Source organism: Acidipila sp. EB88 (assembly GCF_003858395.1).
Classification (GTDB): Bacteria; Acidobacteriota; Terriglobia; order Terriglobales; family Acidobacteriaceae; genus EB88.
This window is the reverse complement of sequence record NZ_QWEV01000005.1, coordinates 3296492-3319653: the sequence shown is the minus strand read 5'-3', so window position 1 is coordinate 3319653 and position 23162 is coordinate 3296492. Positions and strand designations below refer to the sequence as shown.

Below are 23162 nucleotides of genomic sequence, written 5' to 3'. Positions count from 1 at the left end.
GCTCAGGATATATAGATGATCACCGAAATTAAGCCCGCTAGCAGTTTCATAGCTCTTCAGGCGGAACAGTTTGTTCGATCGGTTTCGAGCACGATGCTATTCAACCATGTGATGCGATGCTATTGGTTCTCAGAACTGTTCGCGCAGCGTGATGGGAGCGCGGTAGACCAAGAGTTGTTGTTTTTATCTGCAGCTCTGCATGACTTAGGCCTCACCGACTACGTGAGCGGATCAAATCGATTCGAAATCGAAGGCGCGAACGCCGCAAGACTGTTTCTGCTAGGCCGGGGCGTCGCGGATGACCGGGCGTGGCGCGTCTGGGATAATATCGCTCTCCACCAGTGGGACATCAATCTCTACCGCGATGACACCAGTCGACTGCTACAGAAAGGAATCTATTTCGACGTACGCGGAGATGCGGATTCAGGCCTAGATTCGAATGGCGTGCGAGAAATTCTCCGTCGATTTCCGCGCATGGGATTCAAAAACGGGTTCTATTCTCTTCTGGAGAAGGAGATCGCAACCAAGCAGCCCTACAAGCACTCATATGGCCTGTGCACCTGCTTGGCCCACCATCAATCATGGATAACGATGCCAGACCCGAAACGCGTCATTGACGGAGCCCCGTTCGCCGACTGAAACGGAAAATGACCGTGCATCCGAGCGTCAGTTGCGGGGCCGTTTGCAAGAGTTGGTCATAGTGCTTCACTGGCCCGTCAGGAGCTAGCCGAGGTCGCTTCATTCTTTGAACGCTGAGATATTAAATGGGACTTCTTACCTTGCCGTCGCGTGTGAACACGGCGATTTCGGAATCTGTAGACTTCTCCACGGGTGAAAGTCCCAGTGGCTTCTATCGCGTTTCATATACATGGAATCACGAGCATGGAAAGTAGGAGTATGATATGGCCATGAATTTCGCCAATATTTGTGGTCACTATATACACCTCGACGCCATCGCTTATTACGTCGCCCGTGAAGGTGGCGGTGTAAACATTCACTTCGCAGGCGGCATCAAAGAACTCCTTCTGCCAAACGCAAATGTCGGCGATGTATGCGCTGCGATCCAGAAGGCAAAACTCGAGCCGGATTGTGCTGCTGTTCAGAGTTTTCCCGATAGCGGGCGTTACTCGAAGCAATAGGTCCAGCGCGTAGTCTTCGTCGTTTACCTGCACGACGCCATCTACTTTGTGTCCGCTGCAGGCTGGCCAAGGAAGATCGCCTAGGCCGTTGCGCTACACTGGCAACTTCCTTGATGTGCAGTTTACCGAATTATTGGAAAAATGAACTGGATGATCAGAGTTGATTGGCGTGGCGGTCCGATCTCTAACAGAGACAAACCATGTCGAAGTAGGTTCCCTGCCTCGCATAATGCGTCCAACACGCAACTGGCCATCCAAATGCTCCTCCTTTTGAGCTAACCCTCAAACCGGGACTTAGCGGCTAGCGTTGAGGTGCCATGCAGATACGCAACCTTTAGTGGGCTTCTCTGCCGCCGGAGTTGGCCGAACAGACCACATGGCTCAAGGATTTAAACCCTCTAGAGATGCGTTTAGTACAGAGTCCCCGCATTTCTTATTGGGCTAAGTACATCTAGATGATGTAAGTTCGAGAGGCTTCGCCCGCAGTGTGGAGCATGACGCAGTCATTTGGGTGATAAATGCGTCTGTAAAGTCACGACTTTGGAATGCTCGGAGCGCGCGCGAAGACGGCGGAGTGCCCGGTTTTGGACGGCTGTATGAGGCTGCCCCTCGGCCACGAGGATGGGGTTAGCCACTACAAGTCTGCGCAACTGGGTCCGCGCATGGGTGAACGACGTGGAGTCGGAAGGACCAGGCTCAGTTGCGGCCCCCGCAGATTGCAGTCGGGAGTGTGAAGCCGGCCACTTCAGGGTTGAGGTACAACAAACATCCCTAAGTGCCTGAAGCTGCCCTATGCGAAGTGGTCCGCGCTGTTGATGGATGGCGGGCTATTCAGAAGTGACCCCTTCAGATCGGTACTGCTTCCGAGTGGCCAACCAAAGGCCTAGATCCAGTCGACGACTGCATGGGCCTGTTACTGGTTGCTCAATCGCCGGAGAAGAGCTGAGAATTGAAGTGGGCAGTGAGCTCGCGCTCTGCTTCAGCTCCGCGTCCCCGCGCCGTCATGCCCTCGGCCAGCTGACAGGTGGCTCCGTAGATCGCTGGCAGCTCATCGCCCCTTTTGGTGCTTTATGGGATACAGCACTCCAACAATTTGGCAATAGGCTATTGCCAAATTCTCTTGCGGCCAAAATCGCTCGGTCCAGACCGACGTTAGTCCGCATCGGCAGTCCCCGTTTTGTTTTCGGTCTCCGCTCGGAGCTTAAGCACTACCTCCTGTAGGTCCTCCACACTGGGTAGTTCCTCTCGTACGGGAGCAGGCAGTTCCCGTGTCAAACGGTACGTCGACACGCCAATCGGCTGAAGAAGGTTTTGCAGTGAGTACTCGACGATCGGTCCGCTACGGCTCTCACATAGCAGCAGTCCGATAGTTGGAGCATCACCTGCTGTTTTCAATGTTCCGTCGATCGCCGCGATGTAGAAGCTTAGCTTCCCGGCGTACTCTGGCTGAAACTCTCCACTCTTCAACTCGATCGCAAAATAGCAATGAAGCCGGACGTGGTAGAACAGCAGGTCCACATAGAAGGACCGGCCGTCTACCAGCAAAGGAACCTGGCTTCCGACAAATGCAAATCCGCGGCCGAGTTCAAGAAGCAGATCACGCAGGTGCGAAAGCAGCCCCTTTTCCAACTCTCGTTCGGCAAACGGCTTCGTGAGCGTCAGGAAGTCGAAGTTGTAGGGGTCACGCAGAAGCTGATTCGCCATGTCTGATCCAGGCGGCGGGAGGGTTCTCTGAAAGTTCGAGAGGGCCTTCCCTTCCCTTTCGTGAAGTTGGCCAGAGATCATATGCACCAGAATATTCTGGCTCCAACCATTTTCCAGGGCAGCGCGGAGGTACCACTCCCTCGTGGGCCGGTCCTTGACCCGGTCCAGAACGCGCAGATTGTGGCCCCAAGGCAATTTGGCAATAAGCTGTTGCAAGATTGTCGGCTCGGGCCAAGCCTCGGCAAACGTACGCATGTACCGGAGATTCCGCGGACTGAATCCTTCCACACCTGGAAACGCCGCCTGCAAATCCTTGGCTAGGCGCTCGGTGATCTTTGTTCCCCAGCCCTCATCCTCGAACCGTTGGCTCAGGTCCCGGCCGATCGACCAATAGAGCAGCACGAGCTCCTGATTCACTGCTAGAGCAGCCCGGACCTGCGCATTCTGAATCCGGGCCTTGAGCTGTTCCAGGAGCGCGGCATAGCCAAGTGGGAGAGAGGAGAGCTCTGACATAGTAGGTAGGTCCTGGAATTTGCAGCAGCGGCTGCAAAGCTGACGTTATCACGATTACGGATGACAAACGCTACTGTTGTCGTTTGCTACAACGTTCAATACAAACGACTTGGAGTACCAGGCTTGAAGCTGAATAGCTCCGCTGGCGATTGAAGAACGATCCGCGTGCGAGGAAGCCAGTCTCTTCCTGGAACTTCCGCTAAGCCGCAGCGAGAGGCTCTTTCCCGTCTTCGCTTCTGCCATCGGGTACGATCCAGGCGCCATGATCCCGATTGCTTAGTTGTGCCGCCCGGACGCACGAGAAAAACCTCATGGCTTTCCCATGTTTTGCGGAACATCAGAGGTCCCACGCTTTGCTTGGGCCGTTTGTTCATACCCGTTCGGATGCCGGCCTAGAGCCCCAGCTTTCCGGCCGCGGTCTGGCGCAGTTTCTTGCCTTCGCGGATGTAGCGCCGGACCATGGCGAGGGAGCGATGGCCGGTCTGTTGCATGATCTCGAGCTCGGTCGCGCCCTTGAGGTAAGCCTGGGTTGCGAAGCCGGCCCGCAGAGAGTGGCCGCCGTAGTGCTTCGCGGTCAACCCGGCCCGTTTGACCGAGCGCTGCACAATGACCCCGATCGAATCCTTATCAAGCGCTGCACCGACATTGCCGTGGCGGTCGACCCGGCGGAAGACCCGGCCTTCGGTGAGGTTGGCCCGCTCGAGCCAGCTCTTGAGCGCGCGGACCGGGCAGGTCTCCGGATGGAGGCCGAGTGGGATCTCCACTTCCCTGCCCTCGCCCTCCTGATCGGTCTTGGAGCGCTCGAGCCGGATCGTGATGCCGGTTTTGTGCCACTCGAGCTTCTCTATAGATAAGGTTGCCAGTTCGGACCGGCGGAGCCCGCCTGAAAACCCGACCAGTAGCAGCGCCCGGTCGCGCGCGGCAAGCAGTCCGCCCTCGAGATGGTCGAGGACCCGGATCAACTGGGTGACCGACAGTGGCTCTTTTGCTTTCTGCGAGGTCCCGAGCGTCCGGCGGATCCCGTGCAACGTGTCGGCGACCAGGCGATGCGAGAGGTTGGCTGGCGACGGGTAGTCGGCTTCCCCGTGGACGGCCGAGATCGCGGTCAATCGCCGGGTGATGGTGGCAGGTTTGTGGGTGGCTCCGAGCGCGGCCAGGTAGAGGGCGACCGTCGCGGGTTCGGCCGGCAGCGACTGGAGGCCGTGCTCCCCGCACCATGCCGTGAAGTGGCGCCAGTCCGCGGCATAGGCGCGGCGGGTGGCCGGGGATTTGGCGGCCCGCACATACTGGTTGGCCGCCTCGGCCGTGCGCCAGAGGGGATCGTCCGGAGCCAGCTGCGGGAGAGTTGGCTTCGTGCTGACGAGGGCGGACGGTGAAGCACGCTGCGGCGAGGGTCGATCCAGGTCCACTTCGTCCATCCGGCACTCCCTTGCGGTAGGCTCTTTTTGGCCTTCAGAGCGACGATAGCACGCTGACCCCTGAGAAGCATCTCTTATCGTGGGTCAGAGAGGAGCGTCCTTGCATTGCATTACTGGCAGGTCGGCCAACAATAGAGTACCCTCGGTGAGTGCTGTTTAGAGGTAGAAGACATGGCTAGGACCGTGTCCTAGCGGCATCGCGCCGGCGCGATCGCCGAGCGGGTGCGGCATTTTGTGACCGAAAGCTGGACCCGGCGCGATCTCGAGCGGTCTTCGCGGTCCAGCGCGTCACCGCGCAATCGGTCATGCGCGCGATTGGCGAGGTCCAGAACATCGGCGGCACCTACCTGGTCTCCCGCTCTGCCCTGCTCCGCTACCTGGAGGCAGTCGACTCTGCGGACGACCTCACGGCTGCCCACCGCGAACGGCTCCTGTTCGCCGAACCTGTGCCTCGGCCGCGGTCGCTCAAGGTTGACCTCCCCGAGGACCTACACGCAGTGATGCTCCGTGACCTGCCGCCTGAGATCCTCGTTGCAGGGCGTGACAGAAAGCCGTTGCGCAGAAGCAGAGCTCAGAGAGTTTTCCACTGGCCGCGGTCGAACCAAGATCCATGCTGGGTCTTTGCAGTACCTGCTATACACTCCGCCCGAAAGTGGACGCTGGCTAAGCTTCCCAGGGATTGCCAAACCGGAGGGCGCCGATCCCCGCACGACGCCATGCGGTATCTTCGTCCGAGCGTAAATGCCGTTCCCGTCACCTACGATTAATGAAGAGAACGCGTTAACGGGGCTTGGCAAGCAGCATGCCGCGCGTAGGCGCTATTAAGGCCGCCGCGCCAGGCGCGGCCGACGGAAGCCACGCAATCATTTCAGCTGTGACATTCATAGTGTTGTGCATGAGCAGCGGACCCGGCAAACTCCCTGTTCGGACGCGGACCGTCGCGAGCAGGAGCCCCATGCCTAGCGTGTAGGTAAGGGGCAGCACTGCGAAGTGGAACGAGCCGTGATCAAGGGTGACCCGTGTGCAAAGCCAAAGAGCAAAGAAGTGAGGGCGGCTGCCCAGATCCTTCCTGAGGTCTGGCCAAAACAGCAGAGCAAACATCCGCATTCCACCCCTCGAAACGCAAGCTCTTCATCCAGTCCGGGCAGTGTGGCTTGGTACAGCAACGTCTCCCACCCGGGGAACTTCCCCGCGCAGAAAGAACGCGACGTTAAGACGTCTATGCCTCAATGAGGTTCTGACGGTCCGGACGAGACAGCTGAGGTCAAGGGGACGCTCATGGCGTCAGACGAGTTCCCTTCGACCATGAAGATACTGTGGTTTACAGGGGTTCGAACCGAGGATTACACAAAGGTTCGGCTGCTAAACGTTACGGTTGCGTACACCGCCAACAACTCAACTGGAGCAGAGCTTCCTTACACGTTTGTGTGCCTCACCGACTACACCAGGACCATTCAGGAGCATCATCGGATGGGTCGATAGCGCTTGTTCGATGTGGATGTCCCGCTGCAAGACATCGTCAGCGTTGCAAGACAAACGGCATGCAGGTAGGCACATGAGAGCGCACCATACGCGGTGTAAGCGCGGTGCGCGTCCATCTAACTCATTCATTTTAAGCGGATTATAGCGATTGGCGTAACTTCACGCACACGTATGGCGGAGAGAGAGGGATTTGAACCCCCGATACCCGTAAAGGTATGGCTGATTTCGAGTCAGCTGCATTCGACCGGACTCTGCCATCTCTCCGCTAACACAGCAAAGCACTTGCTGCTTCCTCCCTACTGTACCAAAAAGCCCCTGCGTCTCAAAGTGCTCGACCCGCAGCCCTGCCATGCACCCGCTCGCAACGCCAGTCGTCTCTTGCCCGGCCATTCCTGTCAATTCTTGAAAGAGTGTCGCGTCAAGAACAGGCACATTTGGTTTCGGTTGTTACACTTACCGTATGGCCTTACCGGTAGGATGGAATCCCAAGCAGTACCAGAAACAACAGGAGTTTCTCACCCGTCTGCTGTCGGAGCGGCAGGCCTTTGAGGGCAAGGTGAAGGGTTCGCTTTCTGAACATGCCCGCCTTGAGCTGATGGGACTGGATAAGAAGATCCTGTGCATCCGCTCGCTCATCACCGACTACGAGGCCACACACAAGGAAGCAGTTCTCTGACACGGGCCCGCCCAGCCCTGCGTACAAGTCTCGCAGTAAGACCAGCATCCTCGCCATCTTCCTTACAGGTGGGCGATCGTGGCAGATTTGGCGATTGCCGGGTGGAGCAGTTCCGGCCGACCCGGCCACTCCTCCTTTGACAGGATTGAGTGCAGGTCCACGGCGAAGCTGGGATGACTGGACGTTCCACCGACCCGCACCGGAACCCCATTACGCAACACCGCACCCAGCAGCCCGGAGAGTGATCCCGACTTTCCACCCCCGAACAAGGCAGCAAGCCCACCCGCAAGCGGGTTGTTCGCCGGGGCGCCGCTTGTTTCAAGCTTCAACAGCAGATCATAATCAAGCGCTCCCCCGGCATGGACGGTGCCCTGCCCGGTGGCGGTGCCTACCCCTGCGATGTTCAGCGCAAGGTTGTCCGTGCGCAGCGAACCGTTAGCCGCATCGATCACAGCGGTGAGCGACTGGATTGCCGTGCCCTGCCGGGTCGCCGTGCCCAGCTTGCCTCCTGTGAACCGCGCCAATACCTGCAGCTGCGCGCCCAGATCAAAACCAGCAAGCTCCGTGTTTCGCAGCCCGATCGAGCCACGCACGTGCGGGCTCGCCGGGGCGCCGGTGATCGTCAGCTCGGTGGATAACGTACCGCCCCGCAACTGCGAGCCATGGGGCAGTTCAATGCCGAGCGATGGCAGAAACGCCTCCATCGGATCGATGGGCATGGACTGGCCATTTACGCGCAGATCAAGCTCAGTGTCATGTCCTGCAACGGCGTAGGTGCCGTCGATGTGTGCCGTGGCTGCTCCAATCGACACGTCCGCACGATCAATCCGGCCCATCCTTTTTGACCCATCCCTGCTATCGGCAGGGGGCGTCGCACGACTCTCCGCATCCTGGCTGATGGCAAAGCTCAATGTCACGGGCACTGCCGAAGGGGTTCCGTTTCTGGCAAGCCGCAGGGCTGCGATCCTGGCTGTGCCGCTGCAGCGCAGCATGCTTCCTGCCGTCTGCACGTGCACCTCAGCATTCGCCGTGCCTGCAAGGTTCGCACCAGCGCCGGCTCCCGTGGCCGCCAGGTCGAGTTGCTGCACTGCAACCTGCGCGTCCAGCGTGCCGTCGCTCATCGGTGAAGGTACAGCGTCAGGGCTCAGCTGTCCCGACGCAGCCGGCGGTTGGGCAAAATGCCCCCGAATGTTGACGTGGCCGCCGTGTGCCGTGTCGCCGGCGGCAGAAAAATCAGCGACGGCACCACGCGCGAGGTTGGCAATCACAGCCTGAACATGTGCAAACTCCGTGGCATGGCCATCTCGCCCGTTGAAGCGAAGGGAGCTATCCTGGAGCGTCGCCTTGTCGAGCGTCACACTTGAAAACGCAGTACGTGAGCTCGGAACCGGTGAAGTCGCACGAAGCGCATGCGCGGGAAGCGTGGCCACGCTGAGCTGAGCTCCTTGCGCTACAAGTTCGCTGAAACGAAGCTGGTTCCGGACAGACACGGCACGGAAGTGGAGCGCTGCCACGTCTCCGCCCACCCGCCAGGAGCCCTCGTTGAAGCCATCCAGCTCAGGCTTGAAATGCTGCACCTGCACGGCAATCGAAAACGGCGGAATCGCCTGACCGCCCCGGGAACCCGGTTGAACGGCACCCTGCACCTGCACACGCCCGCCGCCGGGAAGCTGCATGGTGGCGCTCAAGGGCGACGCGCCTTGACCATCCAGGTCATCGATCTTGACTGCAAGCCCACGGTACACCCGGCTCGTCGCCGAGGCTCCCGCCCCAGTCATCACGGTGACCTGTCCATCCCGCACTAGGCACTGACGGATCGCCAGGATCGCTCGACCCTCGGCCGTGTGGCCGGGAGTCTGAACACTGCCGGACCCAACCACGAAGCTGGCGTAGTTCCATCGGCCCTGGCCGTCGCGCACCAGCTGTACCTGCGGCGACTCGAGCACAAGCCCCTCCACCTTGACGATGCGCCGCAACAACAGGGGCAGTGACAGACGCAGTCGCAACTCTCTTGCCGTCAGGAAGGGACGCGCGCCCTGCGCTGGCTCATCAGCCACCGAGATGCCCTGAGCAGCGAGACTGCCCTGCCACAAAGAAACAGACAGTTTGTCGATCGAGACGTTGCGTCCGAGCGCATGGGTCAACCGCGCTTCCGCTTCGCGGCGCGCGCTTTCTGTGTTGAGAAACCACGGAATCACCGTCACGGCAACGACCAGCAGCACGGTCAGGGTACCGACAAAAACGGCTGTCACTCGCATCGGTTTGGTCACAGCTTCAAAGGCTCCTGCTCTGGCGATCTACGCGGCGCCGCGGCGGCCACCTGCGCGATGCACGCGGCGGCCCGGTCAGTCACGCATCGGGCGAACACCGCGACCCAGGGCTTCCAGGTCCCGCTCAGCATGGCATTGTCTAAGATACAGGTCCAGCTCCTGGCAGCGGCGACTCATGCCGGCGTCCATGGCCAAGGGGTACGGCCCATAGGCCCGCGGCAAGCGCCGCAGCATATCGGTTGCCGCCTGCTCGACCAAGTGGCGCACCGTCAACGCGCGCACACAGCCGCCAGCATAGTCGCCGGGCATCGCATCGATCTCCTCTCCTGCTCGCTGCAGAAAAGCGCTCAGCGCCCATGCATCGGCATGCATGGCTCCCAGGTGCGCGAGGGTGTGCGCATCTGCCCGACTGTTCCGCAGGGCATAGTCGAGCAGACCGGCCGCGCCGCCGGCCCAGCACGAGGCCGGCCCACACGCACCATGCCAGAAACCCGGCCGGTGAACGTACCAGCCATCATCCCCGAGGACAGCATCTGCCTCGACGCGTACACCGTGAAACTGCACGCGCGCTGTCTGGGTTTCGGCAAAGGCTCCGGTCTTCCAGTCCCCCGTGTTCCACTCCCATTGCCCAGCATTGCTGCGCAGGTCGACCTCTACCAGCAACGAAGCGGGCGAACCTACCGTGACCAGCGCGCGATCCACCAGACCTGCGCCGGTGCAAAAGAGCTTCTGGCCCGTCACGCTGTAGCCGTTTCCCGCACGCTCCAGTCGCAGAGCCATATCCGGCTTTTCCGACGCCCACACTCCGCAAATTGCTCCGGGGGCCGGCTCGCGTCCTGCTTCGGCCAGGATGGCAACCGCGTCCCAATGCGCTTCAGCAAGACGCGCCAGAGACAGGTTCTGGCGTCCCAGCTCCATCAGGCGCTGGTGGCGGAGGGGTGTCTGGCCGCCTGCGGGCAAAGGCAGTGGGTCAGAGAAGCTTGCTCGCAGGCTTTGGCACAACTCGTGCGCGGTCAAGCGATGGACCCGTTATGCGCAGCCAGCGCCTGGGCAAAACCATTCGGAGCTCGCCCGGTAAAGCGGCCGCTGGTGAGGATCCGGGTGCGGCTGGTGGACACGCGCGCACGGCCGGCAAGGGCAAGTCGTTCCCAGAGGTCTTTGTCCTCTGCAGTGGCCAGGCTTCGCCAGCCCCCGGTGGACAGGTAAGCATCGGCGCGCACACCAAGGTTCGCACCATGAATGTGCGGGTGCGAGCCATCTGCCTCGACAAGGTATGTCTCAAGAAAACGCTGCGGCACGCCCGCGTCGTGCTCCGCGAACGAATCCACGCCCACTGTTCCTGCGATTGCATCCATGTGCTCCCCTGCTATCAGCAACTGCCGTTGCAGCCATGTCTCGGGCACATCGCAGTCGGCGTCTGTGTTCGCCAGCCAACACCGATGAAGCGGCCCACTGTAGCGAGACAGGGCGACCCCCGCGGCAATTGCCCGTGCATGGCCAACCACGCCGCAGTCTGTACTGACCACCGCACCCGCGCTGCCAAGGATCTGCTGCGCTATTTGCAGCGTGGCATCGGTAGAGCTGTCAACGACCACAACCACGTCAAACGTTGTGCCGGGTGGAAGAGCTGCGGCCGACCTCAGTACCGAGCGAAGACAGCGAGGCAGCAGCGTCTCCTCGTTGCGTGCGGGAATCAGCACGCTTACATGCCAGGGCTGCAGGCTCATGCGCGCACCCACAGGTCCAGCCGGAACCCGGGACGACGTTCCGAATGCGCGAGGGCAATGCCGGGAACAGCAGCGATCACGTTTGCCAGCACTGCATGCACCGCGTCGCCACTCAGAATGTGGTCGGGAGAGTTGCCGAGCCAGTGCGAGGCGAGCAGTGTGCCACCAGGCTCGAGCCGTTCGAGCACTGTGCTTGCGAGTTCTCGCAAGTGATCTTCGTCGAAGTAGTACCCGATCTCACTCAGGATCAGCAGGTCGAAGGTGCCAGCGGGCAGAGAGTTAGCAACCGTGCCGCAGCGGATTGCTGCCGCCGGCAGATGCCTGCAGCGTTGCTGCGCCTGCGCCACGGCGGTCGGCGAAATATCCATCGCCTCCACCTGCTCACACATCTCTGCAAGACGCCGCGTCAGCATACCGATCGAACAGCCAGGCTCAAAAGCCCTGCGATGGCGCTTTTCGCCCAGGGCAGCCATGATCGCGTCGTAGCGCGCGGTTTCATACGCGCTCGAAGCGAACTGCCAGGGGTCCGGGTATGACGGTATTTCTGCTCGAAAAATTCCTGACTCGTGGGATCCATGACTCTTGTCCTAGGTTCTTCAGGCCATTACAAAAACTTCAAACGGACGCATCGCCGGCTGCAGCAGATACGAAGGAAGAATCGGCGGCTCTCCTGCGTGCGCCAGTTGCGACTGGTGGCAGTGAAGCGCCTTGAGTTTCAACGCAACAAGTTCCGGGGTAAGCGGAAAACGCACAAGCTTCTGTCCGGTCAGCGTTGCCGGTGTGCCGCGATGCCACGTCCAGAAAAGATAGGAGGTAAGCGTCGCACCCTTCTCTTGCACCACTGCAGCCGCGGCTGCGCCGCAAGCTTCGTGGTCGGGATGGAAATCACCGTGCCAGGGCGCGATCACATGGCTGCCAAAAGAAACCAGCGGGCGAAGTGCCTCGACGAGTAAGTGTTTCTGCTCCATAAGTCCGCTGTCCGTGAGTCGCAACCTGTGGATGTGGTCCGATGCCACGCCAAGGCAGTCGAGCGCCCGGCTCTGCTCCTGCTCCCGCACTGCTCCTAAACCGTCATTCTGCTGGTATGCATTCTCTCCATCTGTCACTGCGATGACCGTGACCGGTATCCCTGCACCCCGGCAGGCGGCGAGCAGCCCACCGGCGCCCAGCGTCTCGTCATCCGGATGGGGAGACACCAGGACGATCGGCATGTCTGGAACATGCCAGTCCTCCAGGTCTCTCAGGAAATCAGTCCAGGTATCTTCATGGCAGATCGGGATAATCAAGATTCGGCCTTCGTACTTCGTGACAGATATGCGCTTGGTAGGATGCCCCAATCCACAAAGGGCATGGTCCAACGCACGCCACGGGTAGAAGCAGGCTTCATCTCACAACAAACCGTGCAACACCACGGAGCTTTGTTCTCATGTGTGCCCGGGCAATCTCTCGCAACATGGCAACCAGCGGCAGCAGTGTGGGCAAAAAAACGCGCTCACCATACAACCTTGCACTACGGTTACCCAGGCAACCGCATTCCTTACCTTGAGTCGGCAGATATGTGCTCAACCGGGTAGACTTAATCAGGGTGTTTTACTTAGGAGTTCCCTCCTTCCCTGCTGTTCATCCAGCCGCAACGGCCTTCAGCAGTCATTCAGGACACTTCGCGCCAGCTGGCGCCCCATTTGCATGTTGCTGCCTGCGGCATGCTTCACACGATGGCAATCCCCTTCGCTGCGTGCCCGTGTAGCGGCTGTCCTTACCTGCTGTATTGAAGGATGTGCCTTATGCTCCACCCGGCATCGAACACCCTGCTGAAAGCCCTGTCAGACGACGCGAGAAATGAACTCAGCACCAGTCTTGTTCCTGTCGCGCTGCCACGAAGCATGGTGCTTTACGAAGCCAACCAGATCCCGCACTACGCTTACTTCCCGACCAGTGGCATGGCCTCGGTCGTTGCGAATACGCCAGCGGGGCAATGCGCAGAGGTCGGCCTGATCGGCCGAGAGGGTGTAACCGCCGCGCTGCACCTGCTGGGCTCTGCCCCGGTCGTGAGCCAGTGCTTCGTGCAGGTAGAGGGCTCGGCGCTCCGTGTCCCGTTCACAGCTCTGCGGAAAGCGTTTGATCACTCTGCTTCCGTGCGCGGTGCGGTGCTTGCGTTTGTGCAGGGGCAAAGTGTCGTGCTCGAGCAACTGGGAGCCTGCAACCTGTTCCACCCTGCGGATGCTCGCTTGGCCCGCTGGCTGTTGATGGTGCAGGACCGCGTCAGCACAGACATGGTCGACCTTACGCAGGAGTTTCTTTCGGTGATGCTTGGCTCAGGCCGGCCTACCGTGACCCTGGCCTGCGGAGCCCTGCAAAAAGCAGGAGCCATTGATTATCGCCGCGGCCACATCCAGATCCTGAGTCGGGAAAAGCTTCAGGAGTCGGCATGCGATTGCTATGGGGTAGCCGCAGCGAGCTTTCTCGCAGTCGGCCACTCGATCACGCGAGGCGGCAACATCCGCTACCAGGCCGAGGCTGCAGCGACTTGATGCTGCCCGGCAAACTCTGATGTCCAGTGGCGTGGCCTCGCAGTAGACTCCTTGCAACTATGTGCTGAAGATCCTGCCGCAAAGGAGCGCTGCGTGAACCGATCCGTCCGTCTGCTGCTCAGCCTTGCTTTCTCCGTTGCCTTGCTCCCCGCACTACACGCGCAACAAACGCAGCCTGCAGCAAGCGTCACAGCCGCCATTACAGCCGACCCGGTACGCGATGCCCAGCACCCGGCACAGCTCGTTGAGCTGACGGTGCCCAGCCACGGCGCGGCCATGAATGCAGTCTTTTACCTCGCGGCTGGCCGGGGGCCTCATCCAGTGGTGTTGCTGCTGCATGGCTTCCCGGGCAACGAGCAAAATCTCGATCTGGCCCAGGCTATGCGGCGAGCCGGCTGGAGCGTGCTCACCTTCCACTATCGTGGTGCCTGGGGCTCGCCCGGCGCGTTCTCGTTCACCCATGCGGACGAAGACACCTCAGCCGCCATCGCCTTCCTCCGTGACCCTGCCATCGCCGCAAAGTACGCGCTCGACCCCAGCAGGATCGTGGTCATCGGGCACAGCATGGGCGGCTTCCTGGCCCTGCATGCCGCGGCGAACCGCACGGGTGTCGCAGGCGTCGCTGCACTCAGCGCATGGAACATCGGCGCAGAAGCATCGCATCCGGCGACCGTTGCCAGCGACCGCTCCGGCATCGCCGGTATGCGCGCGGAGAGTGCGCCGCTGCAGGGCTGCACGCCCGAGGGCTTGTGGTCCGAGATCAAGGCCAACGCCGGGCACTGGAACTACATCGCCTACGCGCCGGCGTTGAAGCAGCTCCCGGTGCTCATGGTGGAGTCGGACGATGACAATGCACCAGCCAATCACGCACTCGCCGCTGCGCTGCGAGCGGCTGGCGATACGCGCGTGATGGAGAAGCACTTTGTGACAGATCACAGCTACAGCGATCGCCGCATCGCCCTGGAAACAACAGTATTGCAGTGGCTGGCAACGTTGGCACGTGCGACCACAAACTAGACAGGCAGGAAACGCGCTCGCACAATAGTCAACGCAGCCGCTGTAAGCGTTGCGCCATACAGCAGACGTGGGCCGCTCGAGCCGAGCCTTGCTGCCTAGACTCGTTCCGCCCCGGTTCCATCGACCACAGCCGGCGCGACGTAGTGGCGGACGTCAGCGCCTCGAATCCAAAACACCACATCCTCCGCGATGTTTGTCGCATGGTCGGCAACACGCTCCAGCGAGCGTGCAATCACCAGGGTGTTCAATGCCTGCAGGGTCTGGTGCGGCTGCTCACGCATCACGTTCAACAGCGAGAAGTAGGCGCTGCGATTCAGCTTGTCGACTGCATCGTCCAGTGCCAGGACTTTCTGCGCAGCTTCGGCGTCCCCTTCGATAAACGCCTGGATAGCCCGCCGGACCATGTCCGTGGCGAGCGACGCCATGCGCGGTATATCCACGGGCATATCTACGGGCGCAAAAGCCTGCAGCTCACGCACCCGCTCGATGATGTTGACGGCGGAGTCGCCGACCCGCTCAACATCGGAGTTGATCTTGATCACCGACAGGATGAAGCGAAGATCGATCGCCATGGGTTGTTCCATCGCGAGCAGGTCAAGCGCCATCTGGTCGATCTCGCGCTCATACCGGTTGATCTCTGCTTCGGAGGCATCGATCTGTGCGCAGAGCGAAAGGTCCCGCGTTCGGAACGCTTCCACTGCCCGCTCAATTGACTGCTCGGCCAGCCCGGCCATGACCAACAGCTTCTCTTTCAGATCACCCAAGCTTTGATGAAAACGAACCCGCATATCAGCCAAACCTGCCAGTGATGTAATCCTCGGTGCGTTTGTCACCGGGATTGGTAAAAATCTTGTGCGTTGCGTCGATTTCAACCAGTTTGCCGGAGAGAAAGAAACCCGTACGTTCCGCGACGCGTGCAGCCTGCTGCATATTATGCGTCACGATCACGATTGTGTACTGGCTCTTGAGCTCGAAGATAAGATCTTCGATTTTGGCTGTGGAAACAGGATCGAGCGCAGACGCAGGTTCGTCCATAAGGAGGACTTCCGGGTCCACCGCAAGGGCACGCGCGATGCACAGACGCTGCTGCTGACCGCCGGAAAGGCTCGCGCCTGACTTCTTGCGCAGGTCGTCCTTGACCTCGTCCCACAGTGCGGCGTGCCGCAAAGACTTCTCAACGATTTCGTCCAGCATGCGCCGGTTGCGGAAGCCGTTCAGCTTCAGCCCAGACGCTACGTTGTCATAGATCGACATCGTTGGAAACGGGTTAGGCCGCTGGAACACCATACCTACTCTGCGACGGATCTCCACCGGCGCTGCGTCCCTGTAGATATCCAGGTTGCCGATGCGCACGGTGCCTGCAACGCGACCTGCGGCCGCAGTCTCATGCATGCGGTTGAGGCAGCGCACAAAGGTCGACTTGCCGCAGCCAGAAGGCCCGATCAGCGCGGTCGCCTGGTTGGCGGGCACGTTCAGGTTGATCTTGAACAGAGTCTGGTGCGTGCCATACCACGCATCCAGCTCAGTGACCTCAATACCGACGCCCACTTAGTTTGCCCCTTTCAAAATGCCGCGCGAGGTCACAAAACGCACCAGCGCAACGGCAACCACAATCAGCACAATCAGCACGAGCGAGCCGGCCCACGCCAGCCGGTGCCAGTCATCATAGGGCGAAATCGCGTAGACATAGATCTGCAACGGGAGGGCCGCAATTGGCTGGGTCAGATTGCTGCTCCAGAAGTTGTTACCGAACGCGGTAAACAGCAGCGGCGCTGTTTCGCCCGCGACGCGCGCAAACGCGAGCATGCAGCCGGTGATCACACCTGGAGACGCCGTCTTGAGCGTGATCGACAGCACCGACCGCCAGTTCGGCACACCCAAGCCGAGCGCAGCTTCGCGCACCGAATTGGGCACCATCAGCAACATCTCCTCGGTGGTGCGAGTGATTGTGGGGATCATCATGATCCCGAGAGCAACTCCGCCCGAAAGCGCCGAGAAGTGCTTCTGCGGCAGCACGATCAACGAGTAGACCGAGATGCCCATCACGATCGACGGAACCCCGTTCAGCACGTCGGCAGTGAATCGCACCAGGTTCGCGAAACGGCCACCCCGTCCAAATTCCGCCAGAAAGATGCCGCTGGCAATGCCGACCGGCACACCGACCAGGCTGCCGATGCCGAGCAGGATGGCCGAGCCGTAAATCGCGTTGGCCATGCCGCCGCCCACTTCGCCCACAGGCTTGGGGATCTGTGTGAAGAACGCGAAATTGAGGGAGCTGGCGCCTTTGTAGATCAGGTACACAAAGATGGCCACCAGCGGCGCAACCACCAGCAGCGTGCTGATAATGGCCAGCGCCGTCGCCATGTGGTTCGCCACCGCGCGGCGCATCCGGTTGCCGTTGGACCCGGCATATGGGCTGATTGCAACTTGTTCTGCCATGGATTTTTCCTACACCGCCCGCGCTGGCGCGCCGCGGGTTACCGCCCATACCAGCACCCGCGCCAACGCATTGACCACGATGGTGACAAGGAACAGGGCAAGCCCGATTTCGATCAGCGCGCTCAGGTACAGGTCATCCGAGGCTTCGCTGAACTCGTTCGCAATAACCGACGCCATGCTGTAGCCAGGAGCAAACAGCGACTTCGCAATCTCGGGCCGGTTGCCGATCACCATCGTGACCGCCATGGTCTCGCCCAGCGCGCGGCCAAGGCCAAGGATGATCGAGCCGACGATCCCAATGCGCGCATTGCGCAGCACACCCATCCGGATCATCTCCCAGCGGGTTGCGCCAAGCGCCAGCACCGCTTCGCGCTGCATGTGCGGCACGGCGGACATGACCTCGCGCGTCAGAGACGAGATGATCGGCAGAATCATGATGGCCAGGATCACCCCGGCGGCCAGCATGCCGATGCCGTAGTTGGGGCCTGAGAAGAGAGTGGTCCAGCCAAGTGCCTTGGCCAGCACCGGGTTGACATGCTCGCGCAGCAGCGGAACCAGCACAAACACCGCCCAGAGCCCATACACCACGCTGGGGATGGCCGCCAGCAGCTCGGTAAGAAACGCCAGCGGCGAACGCAGCCAGCGCGGGCACATCTCGGTAAGGAAGATGGCAAGCCCCACGGCCAGCGGTACGGCGATCACGAGGGCAACCAGCGAGGACACCAGCGTGCCGTAGATAAAGGGCCACGCGCCGTAGTTGCCTGCGACCGGATCCCAACCGGAGTGAAAAAAGAAACCGACGCCGAACTTCTTCAGGCTGAGCTCGGAGCGCAGGACCAGTTCCGTGGCGATCAGTCCGACAATGGCGAAAATGCTGAGGGCGCAGGCGACCATGAGGCCGCGGAACCACCGGTCGGCAAAGGCGGAGCTGCCACGCCCGGCCAGGAACTCACGGATCGGCGAAGCCACCACGGGGTCCCGGTTTTCCGGCGCGGTCGCGGAATCGGGGGCCTGCACTGCAGTCTGGGACAAGGATTCAGAAAAGCTGGGTATGCGAGATTGCTGTGTTTTACTATCCACCAGCTTCCACCCTATCGAGCTTTGTTAAATGGCATGTTAAAGTTCGCCGCACCCCACCTGTACTCGCGGCGAACCATAAGCGCCTCATGGTGCAGACGGGGAATACAGACAAGGAGAGGGTAGCACTCCTGCCTGCCCCTCCCATCGCCGGCGATGGCCGAAAGCTCCCGGCAGAGTAACGCGCGGGCGGCGTTCGCGGGACCCCGAAGACCCCGGATGGCCGCCCGCGCCGCATGGGCACTACTTCATCTGCGCGACGGTGGTCCGCACCTTGGCGGCCACGGACGCTGGCAGCGGCGCGTAGTACAGCGACGACGCCTCGGACTCGCCATGCTCCAGCATCCACCCGAGGAAGTCCTTCAGGACCTTTTCCTTGGCAGGATCAAGACCCTGGGTCGGCACCAGCAGCCAGGTAAAGCTCGAGATCGGGTACACGTCCCCGCCCACCTGGTTGGTGATCGACACGCGGTAGTCCGCCGGCATCATCTTCACGGCAGCGGCCGAAGCTGCCACGCCCTCAATGCTGGCCTTGACGAACTTGCCCGACGCATTCTTCACGGCGCCGTAGGGAATCTTGTTCTGCAGGGCGTAAATCAACTCCACATAGCCGATGGAACCCGGCATCTGGCGCACCAGTCCGGCGATCGCCTCGTTGCCCTTGCCGCCCAGTCCCTTTGGCCACGACACAGCCGTGTTGGCGCCCGGCCCGGTCTTCCAGTCGTTGCTCACCTTGCTCAGGTAATCCGTAAAGATAAAGGTCGTACCGCTGCCATCGGAGCGGTGCGTCACGATGATCTCGGTGTTGGGAAGCTTCACGCCGGGATTGTCCTTCTCGATGCGCCCGTCGCTCCAGTTGGTGATCTTGCCCAGGTAGATATCCGCCAGGACCTCGGGCGAAAACTTAAGCTCCTGGTTGATGCCCGGGAGGTTGTAGATCGGAACCACGGCGCCCAAAACAGTGGGGATGTGCTGCACCTTGACCTTGGCGGAAGCCAGCTGCTCGTTGCTCATGGGCCCATCTGTGGCACCGAAGTCGACCGTGCCGGCCGTGACCTGGCGGATCCCACCACCGGAACCGATCGGCTGGTAGTTGATCTCGACGCCCGGGTGCTGTGCGCTGTACTCGCTGAACCACTTGGAATAAATAGGGTTCGGGAAGGTCGCGCCGGCGCCATTCAGCTTCTGCGCATACCCAGCAGAGGCTGTGCACACCAGGAGGGCAGCCGTAAGAATAGATTTCGCTTTCACAAGAGCCTCGCTTTCTACTTCGAGGATTATGGTGGTCGCCTGTTACAAGGGGTTTACATGCAAGCCCAAACTGCACAGGTGGTAACGCTTTTGCAGCTTTTTGGTACCTAAAGTGGTAGGGACGGTGAAACTTGCTGCCGCCTTGCGCCGTCATGACCTGTCGCCGCGGGAGCGGCTGCGAGAGGCAGTGTGAACAGGAACCTGGAACCCGAGCCAAGTTCGCTCTCTGCCCGAATGGTCCCATGGTGGGCGAGGATGATGTGTTTCACGATGGCAAGGCCAAGGCCTGTGCCGCCGGAGTCGCGCGAGCGAGCCTTGTCCACGCGGTAAAAGCGCTCAAAGATCCGTTCAAGATGCTCGGAGGCAATCCCCGGCCCGAAGTCCTGCACGGAAAACTCCACCGCATCCTCGACATTGCGCGCGCTTACACGCACCCGCTTGCCTGCCCGCCCATACTTCATCGCGTTTTCAATCAGGTTGCCGAACACCTGGTTCAACGCATCCAGGTCCGCGAGCACCAGGGTCGGAGGAGCCGCCAGTCGCTCGAGTTCCACGCCCGAATCAATTGCGATGCCGGCCAGCGCGTCCAGCGCGTCGTCGAGCAGTTCATCCGCCGCGATGGGCTGGGGGTGAATGCGATAGTCCCGGGCCTCCACGTTGGCCAGCGTCAACAGGTCGGCAGTCAGCCGGTTCATCCGCGTTGCGTTGCGCAGCACGATGCCGAGAAACTCACGTCCCTGCAACGACAAGCGCTCTTCGCTGTCCAGCACTGTGTCCACATACCCGGAGATGGAGGTCAGCGGGGTGCGCAGCTCATGCGACACGTTGGCGACGAAGTCCCGCCGCATGCGCTCGGTGCGTTCGATCTCGGTCACGTCGTACAACACCACCACCGCGCCGCCGCCGGGCATCGGCGCCGCACTCACCGCGAACGATCGGCTCGGCACAAATGACGTCGCCCGGCCGTAGCCGATCTCCTTGTCCTGCAGTGCGATCGCAACACATCGCAGAACATCCGGGTCGCGCACGCACTCCACCAGCGAGCGCCCCTCGCGCACTGCTGAAGGCGAGATCAACTTCATCTTGCTGTTCGACCAAGTAACCTGCGAGCTGGGCGAGATGCCGATCACCGCTTCCTGCATGCTGTCGAGAAGCACCGCCAGTTCGCGGCGCGAGCCGTCCAGCTCCTTGAAGCTCTCCTCAAGCCGGGCCGCGGTACTATCCAGTGCGTGCGCCACTTCCGAGATCTCGTCCAGCCGACCTTCTTCCACGCGCGCCGACAGCTCGCCGGACGCGATGCGGTTGGCGAAGCGAACGATGCGGGACAGCCTTTGCGCGACCCTGCGCGCCAGAAAGGCAGCCAGAAACGTAGCCAGGCCGAGAGCCAGCAGCGAGGCGATGGTGAAGTCGTGCCAGAGCAGGTGCAGGGTCGAGTCCACACCGGCAAGCGAAAAAGCGAAGTGCACGGTGTACTGACCAGCCGGAACGGACAGGTCGAGCAGGTCGCCGTCGATCGTGCTGCTCACCGGGCCGGCCACAGCAGGTTCGGTGCTGCGCAGGCTCAACGTTTCAGGGGGTGCCTGGGGAGTGATCTCGCCGGATGGTGAGGTGAACCCCTTTGTCGGCGCCTCAGGCTGTAGTCCATTGCCGTCGGCAGCAGACGCGGACGCCACCAGGTGACCGATCGAATCAAACACCGCGACGTTGGCACGGGCACCGAGAGCCTGGGCGCGCACAACGGTCGGCAGGTCGGCAGCGGGAGTCGCCGCGAGCTGCGCGGCCATCCGCGCACCCTTCGCGTTGTAGTACTCCGTGGAGCTCGCATACAGCGAGTGCTGCACGAAGTGGCTCAGCGAGAAGTCCAGGATCACGGTGCCGATGCAAAGAACCAGCATGAAGGAGAGCAGAAGCTTGGTGAATACGCGGCCGGTCACTGTGCCTGCCCTCCTTTGCCATTGCTGCCCCGGCAGCGTGGCAGCTGCCTTTGGCGGCCTTACTTGGTCGCGTGTGCGCGGTTACGCCGGCTTGGGCACTTCAAAGCGATATCCGGCGCCGCGAACGGTCTTGAGATAGCGCGGATTTTCAGGATCCACTTCGATCTTCTCGCGGATTCTGCGCACATACACGTCGACTGAGCGCGGCGTCACGAAGCGTGCATCGCCCCAAACGGCATCCAGCAGGTGATCCCTCGAAAACACGCGTCCAGGGTGCCTGGCCAGGTAGTCGAGAAGCCGGAACTCCGTTGCGGTTGTGGTGGTCATCTCGCCGCGCACACGCAACTGCATGGCGCCTGCATCGATGATCACGTCTTCAAACTGGATGGTCTGGGGGCCGGTTGGACGCTCGAAGCGCCGCAGCACTGCCTTGACGCGCGCCACCAGCTCGCGCGGCGCAAAGGGCTTGGTGACGTAGTCGTCGGCGCCGAGTTCCAGGCCAAGCACCCGGTCGTTCTCCGAAGCCTTGGCAGTCATGAAGATGATGGGAATGCTGGATAGCTGCGGGTTGGCGCGAAGCTTGCGACAGACGTCCAGGCCGTCCCCGCCTGGAACCATGATGTCCAGCAGGAACAACGCGGGGCTTTGCTTCTCAGCCTCCGAGAGGAGGTTCAGCGGCGTGGGGAAAAGGCGTGGGGTATACCCCGCTGCCTGAAGATGATGCTCGACCAATCTGGCGATATCCGTATCGTCTTCCAGAACAAACACAGTGGTGCTCAAGCGGGCCTGCCCTCCTCCGCGCTGCGCGCGGCTCGCCTTAGGCTACTCCCCGGGGCGGCAACGAAGCGAACATCGCATGAATTCCATGGCAAACCGGGCCAAGCATCGCGGAACAGGGGATCTGAGTCCAATAGCTGAAACGCTACAAGGGGATACATGAAACAGGAACAGGCAAAGCGCCGTTTGGGATCGCAAGGGCTCGTCGTGTCGGAGCAGGGACTCGGCTGCATGGGGATGTCCGCTTTCTACGGCGGGCGCGATGACGAGGAATCCGTGCGGACGCTGCAACGCGCCATCGAGCTCGGGATCACCTTTCTGGACACATCGGACATGTACGGTCCGCACACCAACGAGGAGTTGCTTGGCCGCGTCTTCCAAGGACGCCGCAGCGAGGTCACACTGGCAACCAAGTTCGGTATTCAACGAGACAAGGACGATCCGTCGAAGACGAGCGTGAACGGGCGTCCCGCGTATGTGAAGCAGGCCTGCGAGGCCAGCCTGAAGCGGCTCGGGACCGACCATATCGACCTGTACTACCAGCACCGCGTGGACCCGGATGTGCCGATCGAGGAGACGGTGGGCGCCATGGCTGAGCTGGTACAAGCCGGCAAGGTCAAGTACCTCGGGCTCTCCGAGGCAGCACCGGAGACTATCCGCCGCGCGCACAAAACGCATCCGATCAGCGCGCTGCAGACCGAGTACTCGCTGTGGTCGCGCGACCCAGAGGAGGAACTGCTGGAGCTGACGCGCTCTCTCGGTATCGGCTTCGTCGCCTACTCGCCGCTGGGCCGGGGCTTCCTGACCGGGCAGATCAAGAGCGAGAGCGACCTGGAGCCGGGCGACTGGCGACGCAGCAATCCGCGCTTCCAGGGTGAAAACTTCAGGAAAAACCTCGAACTCGTGGGCAAACTCGAAGAGCTCGCCCGGAGCAAGGGCGTGAAAGCGTCCCAGCTTGCGCTCGCCTGGACGCTGCAGCAGGGCGAGCACATTGTGCCCATCCCAGGCACCAAGCGTGTGCAGTATCTGGAGGAGAACGCGGACGCCTCCGCAATCACATTGTCAGCGAGTGAACTTCGTGAGATAGACGAAATAGCCCCGGCCAACGCTGCTGTGGGCAGTCGCTATACCGAGGCGATGATGCACGCATTAAACCGCTGACACTGCGGTTTGCATACCGGTGAGGCCGGGATCGCCACGCACACTG

21 protein-coding genes, 1 tRNA gene and 1 pseudogene are annotated in these 23162 nt (G+C 61.1%); 6 read left to right on the top strand and 17 right to left on the bottom strand.

Annotation, left to right across the window (positions count from 1 at the left end; translation table 11 throughout):
- Window positions 1–15: 15 nt before the first annotated feature.
- Both D1Y84_RS14045 and D1Y84_RS14040 read left to right on the top strand, forming a co-directional pair.
- Window positions 16–639: a metal-dependent phosphohydrolase gene (locus tag D1Y84_RS14045; protein WP_124849247.1), complete on the top strand. Its 624-nt coding sequence runs from the start codon at window positions 16–18 to the stop codon at window positions 637–639.
- Window positions 640–902: 263 nt separating this feature from the next.
- The gene (locus tag D1Y84_RS14040) at window positions 903–1139 is read left to right on the top strand and encodes a hypothetical protein (protein ID WP_124849246.1); all 237 of its coding nucleotides are present in this window, start codon (window positions 903–905) and stop codon (window positions 1137–1139) included.
- A 1152-nt stretch (window positions 1140–2291) separates the two neighbouring features.
- On the opposite strand, the gene D1Y84_RS14035 is transcribed toward D1Y84_RS14040, so the two are convergent.
- The 5 genes and pseudogenes from D1Y84_RS14035 to D1Y84_RS14020 form a co-directional block, all read right to left on the bottom strand.
- Window positions 2292–3356, bottom strand: a complete 1065-nt coding sequence (locus D1Y84_RS14035; protein WP_124849245.1) for a YhcG family protein — start codon at window positions 3354–3356, stop codon at window positions 2292–2294.
- A 392-nt stretch (window positions 3357–3748) separates the two neighbouring features.
- Window positions 3749–4774, bottom strand: coding sequence for a site-specific integrase (locus D1Y84_RS14030; RefSeq protein WP_124849244.1), 1026 nt, complete (start codon window positions 4772–4774; stop codon window positions 3749–3751).
- Between the two features lie 780 nt (window positions 4775–5554).
- Window positions 5555–5875: a type II CAAX prenyl endopeptidase Rce1 family protein gene (locus tag D1Y84_RS18975; RefSeq protein ID WP_370245774.1), complete on the bottom strand. Its 321-nt coding sequence runs from the start codon at window positions 5873–5875 to the stop codon at window positions 5555–5557.
- Window positions 5821–5940 (bottom strand): annotated as a pseudogene (locus tag D1Y84_RS18970) (hypothetical protein); the annotation flags it as partial. The pseudogene D1Y84_RS18970 and the gene D1Y84_RS18975, both read right to left, overlap by 55 nt.
- 488 nt (window positions 5941–6428) lie before the next feature.
- Window positions 6429–6520: transfer RNA gene (locus D1Y84_RS14020), tRNA-Ser, on the bottom strand.
- Window positions 6521–6716: 196 nt separating this feature from the next.
- On the opposite strand from D1Y84_RS14020, the gene D1Y84_RS14015 reads away from it, so the two are divergent.
- The gene (locus D1Y84_RS14015; protein ID WP_124849243.1) at window positions 6717–6932 is read left to right on the top strand and encodes a hypothetical protein; all 216 of its coding nucleotides are present in this window, start codon (window positions 6717–6719) and stop codon (window positions 6930–6932) included.
- A gap of 62 nt (window positions 6933–6994) precedes the next feature.
- On the opposite strand, the gene D1Y84_RS14010 is transcribed toward D1Y84_RS14015, so the two are convergent.
- The 5 genes from D1Y84_RS14010 to D1Y84_RS13990 all read right to left on the bottom strand — a co-directional run bounded on the left by D1Y84_RS14010 (window position 6995) and on the right by D1Y84_RS13990 (window position 12215).
- Window positions 6995–9202 carry an AsmA family protein gene (locus D1Y84_RS14010; protein ID WP_124849242.1) on the bottom strand — a complete coding sequence of 736 codons (2208 nt, stop codon included), beginning with the start codon at window positions 9200–9202 and terminating at the stop codon, window positions 6995–6997.
- 75 nt (window positions 9203–9277) lie between these two features.
- Complete coding sequence (locus tag D1Y84_RS14005; RefSeq protein ID WP_233581425.1) at window positions 9278–10120, bottom strand: acyl-CoA dehydrogenase family protein; 843 nt, start codon at window positions 10118–10120, stop codon at window positions 9278–9280.
- Between the two features lie 95 nt (window positions 10121–10215).
- Window positions 10216–10929: a glycosyltransferase family 2 protein gene (locus D1Y84_RS14000; RefSeq protein ID WP_124849240.1), complete on the bottom strand. Its 714-nt coding sequence runs from the start codon at window positions 10927–10929 to the stop codon at window positions 10216–10218.
- Window positions 10926–11402, bottom strand: coding sequence for a bifunctional 2-polyprenyl-6-hydroxyphenol methylase/3-demethylubiquinol 3-O-methyltransferase UbiG (locus tag D1Y84_RS13995; RefSeq protein WP_233581424.1), 477 nt, complete (start codon window positions 11400–11402; stop codon window positions 10926–10928). The genes D1Y84_RS14000 and D1Y84_RS13995 overlap by 4 nt, the downstream gene beginning before the upstream one ends.
- A 123-nt stretch (window positions 11403–11525) precedes the next feature.
- Window positions 11526–12215 carry a PIG-L deacetylase family protein gene (locus D1Y84_RS13990; protein WP_124849238.1) on the bottom strand — a complete coding sequence of 230 codons (690 nt, stop codon included), beginning with the start codon at window positions 12213–12215 and terminating at the stop codon, window positions 11526–11528.
- A gap of 498 nt (window positions 12216–12713) precedes the next feature.
- Between D1Y84_RS13990 and D1Y84_RS13985 the strand changes: the two genes are divergently transcribed.
- Entirely contained in the window at window positions 12714–13460 is a 747-nt protein-coding gene (locus D1Y84_RS13985) for a Crp/Fnr family transcriptional regulator (protein WP_124849237.1), read from the top strand.
- A gap of 93 nt (window positions 13461–13553) precedes the next feature.
- Window positions 13554–14477 carry an alpha/beta hydrolase gene (locus D1Y84_RS13980; protein ID WP_124849236.1) on the top strand — a complete coding sequence of 308 codons (924 nt, stop codon included), beginning with the start codon at window positions 13554–13556 and terminating at the stop codon, window positions 14475–14477.
- Window positions 14478–14572: 95 nt separating this feature from the next.
- On the opposite strand, the gene phoU is transcribed toward D1Y84_RS13980, so the two are convergent.
- The 7 genes from phoU to D1Y84_RS13945 form a co-directional block, all read right to left on the bottom strand.
- Window positions 14573–15265: a phosphate signaling complex protein PhoU gene (gene phoU / locus D1Y84_RS13975; RefSeq protein ID WP_124849235.1), complete on the bottom strand. Its 693-nt coding sequence runs from the start codon at window positions 15263–15265 to the stop codon at window positions 14573–14575.
- 1 nt (window position 15266) lies between these two features.
- Window positions 15267–16025, bottom strand: a complete 759-nt coding sequence (pstB, locus tag D1Y84_RS13970; protein ID WP_124849234.1) for a phosphate ABC transporter ATP-binding protein PstB — start codon at window positions 16023–16025, stop codon at window positions 15267–15269.
- Window positions 16026–16916, bottom strand: a complete 891-nt coding sequence (pstA, locus tag D1Y84_RS13965) for a phosphate ABC transporter permease PstA (protein WP_199726413.1) — start codon at window positions 16914–16916, stop codon at window positions 16026–16028.
- A 9-nt stretch (window positions 16917–16925) separates the two neighbouring features.
- Window positions 16926–17948: a phosphate ABC transporter permease subunit PstC gene (pstC, locus tag D1Y84_RS13960; protein ID WP_124849233.1), complete on the bottom strand. Its 1023-nt coding sequence runs from the start codon at window positions 17946–17948 to the stop codon at window positions 16926–16928.
- A 288-nt stretch (window positions 17949–18236) separates the two neighbouring features.
- Window positions 18237–19244: a phosphate ABC transporter substrate-binding protein PstS gene (gene pstS / locus D1Y84_RS13955; RefSeq protein ID WP_124849232.1), complete on the bottom strand. Its 1008-nt coding sequence runs from the start codon at window positions 19242–19244 to the stop codon at window positions 18237–18239.
- Between the two features lie 107 nt (window positions 19245–19351).
- On the bottom strand, window positions 19352–21178 hold the full coding sequence (locus D1Y84_RS13950) for a HAMP domain-containing sensor histidine kinase (RefSeq protein WP_233581423.1): 1827 nt from the start codon (window positions 21176–21178) through the stop codon (window positions 19352–19354).
- A gap of 81 nt (window positions 21179–21259) precedes the next feature.
- Window positions 21260–21958, bottom strand: a complete 699-nt coding sequence (locus D1Y84_RS13945) for a winged helix-turn-helix domain-containing protein (protein WP_124849231.1) — start codon at window positions 21956–21958, stop codon at window positions 21260–21262.
- 156 nt (window positions 21959–22114) lie between these two features.
- Between D1Y84_RS13945 and D1Y84_RS13940 the strand changes: the two genes are divergently transcribed.
- Window positions 22115–23116 carry an aldo/keto reductase gene (locus tag D1Y84_RS13940; RefSeq protein WP_124849230.1) on the top strand — a complete coding sequence of 334 codons (1002 nt, stop codon included), beginning with the start codon at window positions 22115–22117 and terminating at the stop codon, window positions 23114–23116.
- The last annotated feature ends 46 nt before the right edge of the window (window positions 23117–23162 follow it).